The organism is Kitasatospora sp. NPDC047058, assembly GCF_040643935.1.
Lineage (GTDB): Bacteria > Actinomycetota > Actinomycetes > Streptomycetales > Streptomycetaceae > Kitasatospora.
Genome location: NZ_JBEYVJ010000478.1, coordinates 1 through 4661, shown reverse-complemented (window position 1 = coordinate 4661; position 4661 = coordinate 1). Strand labels below are relative to the sequence as shown.

General features: G+C 74.2%; 8 protein-coding genes. 6 read left to right on the top strand and 2 right to left on the bottom strand.

The window, feature by feature from the left end:
- Nucleotides 1-70 precede the first annotated feature (70 nt).
- Nucleotides 71-550 (bottom strand): MarR family winged helix-turn-helix transcriptional regulator, encoded by a 480-nt coding sequence (locus tag ABZ885_RS35795; protein ID WP_360198370.1) that lies wholly within the window; start codon nt 548-550, stop codon nt 71-73.
- Nucleotides 551-684: 134 nt separating this feature from the next.
- Between ABZ885_RS35795 and ABZ885_RS35790 the strand changes: the two genes are divergently transcribed.
- The 3 genes from ABZ885_RS35790 (at nt 685) to ABZ885_RS35780 (ending at nt 2333) form a co-directional block, all read left to right on the top strand.
- Nucleotides 685-1545 (top strand): NAD(P)H-binding protein, encoded by an 861-nt coding sequence (locus ABZ885_RS35790; RefSeq protein WP_360198367.1) that lies wholly within the window; start codon nt 685-687, stop codon nt 1543-1545.
- A gap of 77 nt (nt 1546-1622) precedes the next feature.
- Nucleotides 1623-1991 carry a MarR family winged helix-turn-helix transcriptional regulator gene (locus ABZ885_RS35785; RefSeq protein WP_360198364.1) on the top strand — a complete coding sequence of 123 codons (369 nt, stop codon included), beginning with the start codon at nt 1623-1625 and terminating at the stop codon, nt 1989-1991.
- A 93-nt stretch (nt 1992-2084) separates the two neighbouring features.
- Entirely contained in the window at nt 2085-2333 is a 249-nt protein-coding gene (locus ABZ885_RS35780) for a hypothetical protein (RefSeq protein ID WP_360198361.1), read from the top strand.
- Nucleotides 2334-2363: 30 nt separating this feature from the next.
- Here ABZ885_RS35780 and ABZ885_RS35775 read toward each other — a convergent pair whose 3' ends face one another.
- The gene (locus ABZ885_RS35775) at nt 2364-2600 is read right to left on the bottom strand and encodes a DUF6296 family protein (RefSeq protein ID WP_360198358.1); all 237 of its coding nucleotides are present in this window, start codon (nt 2598-2600) and stop codon (nt 2364-2366) included.
- Nucleotides 2601-2887: 287 nt separating this feature from the next.
- On the opposite strand from ABZ885_RS35775, the gene ABZ885_RS35770 reads away from it, so the two are divergent.
- The 3 genes from ABZ885_RS35770 to ABZ885_RS35760 form a co-directional block, all read left to right on the top strand.
- Complete coding sequence (locus ABZ885_RS35770) at nt 2888-3577, top strand: TetR/AcrR family transcriptional regulator (RefSeq protein WP_360198355.1); 690 nt, start codon at nt 2888-2890, stop codon at nt 3575-3577.
- Nucleotides 3578-3703: 126 nt separating this feature from the next.
- A complete protein-coding gene (locus ABZ885_RS35765; protein WP_360198352.1) occupies nt 3704-3898 on the top strand; it encodes a DUF1918 domain-containing protein in 195 nt (64 codons plus the stop codon).
- Nucleotides 3899-3947: 49 nt separating this feature from the next.
- The coding region (locus ABZ885_RS35760) for a DedA family protein (RefSeq protein WP_360198349.1) at nt 3948-4661 on the top strand (714 nt) is incomplete at its 3' end.

Sequence of the window (4661 nt, the reverse complement as noted above, 5' to 3'; positions counted from 1 at the left end):
CCCGGCCGCTGCGCGCACCGCAGCGGCCGGGGCCTCCGGCGTTGCCCGGGGCGGCCGGGCCGGCGCCCGGTCAGCGCGGCAGGCGGTCGCGGAGGGCGTCCTGGGAGTCGACGTACTTGAGCATCAGGCGGGCGAACTCGAGCCGCTCGTGCTCGGTCCAGTCCACGGTGATGGACTCGAACGCGGCGCGCTGGTGGCGGGTGAACCGGGCCATCAGCTCGCGGCCGTCTGGGCCGAGGTGGAGGACGGTGCGGCGGCCGTCGCGCTGGGAGGCGGCGCGGACCAGGTAGCCGGCCGCGATGCAGTCGGAGACCATCCGGCTGGCCACCGACGGGTCCACGCCCAGGTGCTGGGCGACCGCGCCGACGGTGACCTCGCCGGCGTCCTCCCGCTCGGCGTCCTGGACGATCCTGAGCACCAACGTGCGCGTGAGGTCCTTCTGCGAGATCGGGTCCTCCACCTCCAGGAGCGAGGAGCGCCGCAGCCGCCCGAAGGCCGGGCCCACGGCATCCAGCAGCTCGTCCGCCGTCATCGGCTCGTGCTTCGTCATGCCCCGATCCTACCGATATCGATGATCCGGCGAAGGCATGTGTTGACGCTCAATTACATGCATGAAATCATGCATATGTCTTCAAGCAGTGATCGGCGGATCGCCGGCACCAGCAATCGAACGGAGCACTCCCCATGTCCACCACCCTCGTCACCGGCGCCCGTGGCAAGGTCGGCCAGGCCGTCATCGGCCGCCTGCACGCCGCCGGTCACGCCGTCCGCTCCGCCAGCGCCGCCCCCGCCGGGCTGACCGTCCCGGACGGCGTCGGCACCGCCGGGCTCGCCCTCGACCGCCCCGAGACCTTCGACGCCGCCCTCCGCGGCGTCCGCCAGGTCTTCCTCTACCCCCAGCCCGCCGGCATCCACGCGTTCGTCGAGGCCGCCGAGGCCGCCGGCGTCGAGCACGTCGTCCTGCTCTCCTCGTCCTCCGTCCTCGGCCCCGACGCCGAGAACGACCCGCTCGCGAGCCACAGCCTCCAGGTCGAGCGCGCGCTCACCGGCTCGGACCTCACCTGCACCTTCCTGCGCCCGGACGCCTTCGCCAGCAACGCCCTCGGCTGGGCGCACTTCATCGGCCGGGGCCTGCCGGTCCGGCTCGCCTACCCGGACGCGCACATCGCGCCCATCCACCCCGAGGACATCGCCGACATCGCCGTCGCCGCCCTGACCGGCGACTCCCCCTCGGGCGACTCCCTCACCGGCCGCCCGGTCACCCTGACCGGCGCCGAGTCCCTCACCTTCCGCGAGCAGCTCGCCGTGCTCGCCGAGGCCGTCGGCCGCGACATCCCCGTCGAGCACATCACCCGCGCCGAGGCCGAGCAGGAGCTGGGCCACCACATGCCCGCCCCGATGGTCACCTCGCTGCTCGACCTCTGGGAGGCCGCCGACCACGGCCCCGCCACCGTCCACGACACCACCCGGACGCTCCTCGGCCGCCCCGCCCGCACCTTCGCCCAGTGGGCCCGCGAGAACGCCGCCGCCTTCACCCGGCACTGACCCCCCACCCGTCCCGGAGGACGCCCCCCCATGACGCCCATCGGCTTCTGGCTCAACCGCACACGGCCCTGGACACCATGCTGGCCGACGCCGGCCTCACCCGCCTGGCCTGGCAGGTCCTCAACGTCGTCCGGGACACCGCCGACGCCACCGACCGCGACGTGCTGACCGTCCTGGCCGCCAACGCCGGGCCCGCCGAGCCGGCCGCCGCCGTCGACACCGTCCTCGCCGACGGCTGGGCGGCCCGCCCCGCGCCGGACCGCCTCGACCTGACCGAGCACGGCCGCACCCGGCTCGACGCCGCCGCCGACCGGGTCGCCGCCTTCCGCGAGTCGGCGATGGCCGGCATCACCCGCGAGGAGTACCGGACCGCCGTCACCGTCCTGGAGCGGATGACCCGCAACGTCGAGGGCGCACCGGCCGGCAGCGGGCCGGCTGGGCCTTGACCGCGCCGCGCGGCGGCCTCGGCCCGGTGGCCGATCCGGGGGCCACGGGGTTGCATGGAGTGACCGAGCCCCGACCATCCGGGAGGTTGCCCCGTGTACGAGATGTGGGCCGAGCACGACCCTGCGGTCTCCCCGCCGGGCGTCGTGTGGCACGTGGTGGCCAAGGACAACGCCACGGCGTCCCTCTGCGGGCGCTTCCTCGAACCGTCCCAGCGCGTCATGCCGGCGCTGGACGGCGCCCGGCCGGACGAGGCGACGCCGGCCGCCTCCTCCCCCGACCGCTACTGCGATCCCTGCCTGCTCACCGTCCGGGAGGCGATGGCGGCGAGCGGCGGCCGGTGACCGAGGGCCACCGGCCGTCCGGGAACGGCGTCACGGCAGCCGCACCGCGTGCAGGCACGGGTGCAGACTCCCACCGGCGGGCGCCGCGAGGACCGTGGCCACCTCACCGTTGATCTCCACCTGCAGATCACCGTCCGCGTTCTCCCAGACCTTCTGTCCACCGGGGCCGACGGCGTCGGTGGCGTGGACCACGACGACGTCCGGCGGGCCGTGCCCGCCGACCGGTCCGGGCAGGGTCACCGCATAGCGGTGCTTGAGGCTCCTCATGCCGGCCTCCTTCGGAACTCCCCGCCCTGTGCTGCCGATTGTCCTCCCTGCCCGGCGGCCTGTACACGGACGGCGGAGGCGCCCGTGCCCCGGCCGGGCCCGGCCGTGATCACGCCGACCAGCATGGCCGACCCGGCGGGGGCCGGCAACACGGGTCCGACAAGCAGCACTAGAAGCATGAGGAGCACTAGCCGCACGAGCGGCGCTTCGGCTACGGAGCGCTGAACGTGAGCAACGCTCACGTCGATGATTGGCCCGTGGTACGCCCGATGCGGCACAGTGGCCCCATGAGCGCGGACACGAGGAGTCACCAGGCTGCCGGACAACCCGCCCCCGGCCGCCGGCGGCCCGTACAGCAGCGCAGCCAGGAACGCTACGGCCGGATCCTGGACGCCTGCGCCGGGCTGCTCGACGAGGTCGGCGCCACCGCGCTCACCACCAAGGAGGTCGCGCACCGCGCCCAGGTGCCGATCGGCACGCTGTACCAGTTCTTCGCCGGCAAGGAGGACCTGCTGGCCGCGCTGGCCGGCCGCAACCTCGACCACTACCTGCAGCGGCTGGACCGGCGGCTGCTCGCCGAGTCCACGGTCGGCCCCGCCGGCTTCACCGACCTCGCGGTGGACGAGTTCGTGGCCATGAAGCGGACCGTGCCCGGCTTCGGCCAGGTGGACTTCGGACTGGCCGGTGCGGTGGTGCCGGCCGGGGTCCGCGACGACCGGCACCTGATCGACGCCGACCTGGACAACAACACGGCCGTCGCGCTGCGCCTCCAGGCCCTCGGCGGCGAGGTGTTCGCGGCGGCCGACCCGGTGACGCTCACCCTGGGCCTTCGGGTCGCCCTGGAGGCGGCCGACGCGGTGCTCAAGCTCGCCTTCCGCAGCGCCCCGGACGGCGACCCGGCGCTGATCGCCGAGTGCAAACGGCTGGTCCGCTGCTACCTCGCCGAGCAGCTCTCCGGGACGCTCCCGCCCTGCTGAGCACACCCGCCGCGCCCCGGACCGGCCCGGACCGCCGGCCGCGAGCCGTTGCGGCCCCGCGCCCCCGGCAGCACAGTGGAAGCAGAACAGCTGCCACTGCAGCCGCACAACCCCGAGGAGCAGACCATGCATGCAGCGGTAGGTGACCAGCTCCACATCCACAGCAGGTCGGTGGGCATGGTCGACCAGAAGGGCGAGATCATCGAGGTGCGCGGCGCCGAGGGCCAGCCGCCGTACGTGGTCCGCTTCGAGGACGGCCACACAGGCCTGATCTACCCCGGGCCCGACTGCAACATCGAGCCCCGCGAGATGCTCCGCTGACCCTGGCGGCCGCCACCCCGCGTTCCTGCGGCGCGGGGTGGTGAGTCACGTGTCCGCGCCCGAACCCGCACTGCCCGGGGCGCTCGCCGGCCTGGCGCCGCTGCTCGACGAGTACGGCTACCCGGCGGTGGCGCTGTTCGTCCTGCTGGACAACTGCGGCATCCCGGCCCCCGGCCAGACCATCCTGGTGCTCGCCTCCGTCTACGCCGGCGCCGGGCACCTCAGCTTCGCCGCCGTGGTGGCGATCGCCTTCGCGGCCGCGGTCGTCGGCAACAGCCTGGGCTACCTGATCGGCAGCACCGGCGGCCGCGCCTTCGTCCACCGCTGGGGCCGCTACGTCATGCTCACCCCTGCCCGGATGGAGCGCGCCGACGGGTTCTTCGCCCGGCACGGGGGCAAGGTCGTCACGGTCGCCCGGTTCGTGGACGTGCTGCGCCAGACCAACGGGATCATCGCCGGGACCACCGAGATGGGCTGGCGGCGGTTCCAGCCGTTCAACGTGCTCGGCGCGGCGCTCTGGGTCGGCGTCTGGTCCGCCTTCGGCTACCTGGCGGGGTCCAACATCGGCACGGTGTACCGGACGGCGGTCCGGTACCAGCTGTGGCTGCTGATCGCCGTGAGCGTGCTCTGCGCGGCGCTCGGCGTCCGGCAGCTGCTCCGCCGCCGGCAGCGGGGGCGCGGCGCGCTGGTCGGCCTTCCGGGCGCGGTGATGGTCGGCGGCCGCAGCAAGATCGCGCAGCAGCTCGCCGACGAGCTGCTCGTC

Excerpts from the sequence above, each read along its gene's own strand:
- ABZ885_RS35795 (WP_360198370.1), bottom strand. The coding sequence starts at position 550 with ATGACGAAGCACGAGCCGATGACGGCGGACGAGCTGCTGGATGCCGTG.
- ABZ885_RS35790 (WP_360198367.1), top strand. The coding sequence starts at position 685 with ATGTCCACCACCCTCGTCACCGGCGCCCGTGGCAAGGTCGGCCAGGCC.
- ABZ885_RS35785 (WP_360198364.1), top strand. The coding sequence starts at position 1,623 with ATGCTGGCCGACGCCGGCCTCACCCGCCTGGCCTGGCAGGTCCTCAAC.
- ABZ885_RS35770 (WP_360198355.1), top strand. The coding sequence starts at position 2,888 with ATGAGCGCGGACACGAGGAGTCACCAGGCTGCCGGACAACCCGCCCCC.
- ABZ885_RS35765 (WP_360198352.1), top strand. The coding sequence starts at position 3,704 with ATGCATGCAGCGGTAGGTGACCAGCTCCACATCCACAGCAGGTCGGTG.
- ABZ885_RS35775 (WP_360198358.1), bottom strand. The coding sequence starts at position 2,600 with ATGAGGAGCCTCAAGCACCGCTATGCGGTGACCCTGCCCGGACCGGTC.